The 281-nt window shown below is 52.3% G+C and carries 2 pseudogenes; both read right to left on the bottom strand.

From position 1 onward, the window contains the following. Positions 1-61, bottom strand: a pseudogene (gene fliL, locus V5P19_RS23360) (flagellar basal body-associated protein FliL); the annotation flags it as partial. A 104-nt stretch (positions 62-165) separates the two neighbouring features. Beyond that, positions 166-281 (bottom strand): annotated as a pseudogene (locus V5P19_RS23355) (flagellar hook-length control protein FliK); the annotation flags it as partial.

Genomic DNA, 281 nt, shown 5'->3' with positions numbered 1-281 from the left:
ATACCAGAATCGGGATCCAAAGCGATCGCTTGCTTTTCTTGCTTATCGCGTAATCAGTCATGTGTTGCGGTCTTCCTGTGTCGCTACTGCTTATCGGCTAATTATCCTGCGTCTTGAGCGCAACAAAGCGGGGAAAAGACGCGGATTACGGTGCTACCTCTGACGTTAGGCGAAAATATCAACGCCGCTGTTGCCTGTTACACGCCCTTGTAAAGAGACGGGAACCGGAAGCGTATCGTCGTCTTCCCCCGCCAGAGGTTCATGGTTTGCTGTGCGTTGGC

The sequence above is a fragment of the Enterobacter sp. UNJFSC 003 genome, from assembly GCF_036903355.1.
Lineage (GTDB): Bacteria > Pseudomonadota > Gammaproteobacteria > Enterobacterales > Enterobacteriaceae > Enterobacter.
The sequence above is the reverse complement of the archived record's forward strand: the minus strand, read 5'-3'. Positions and strand labels throughout refer to the sequence as shown.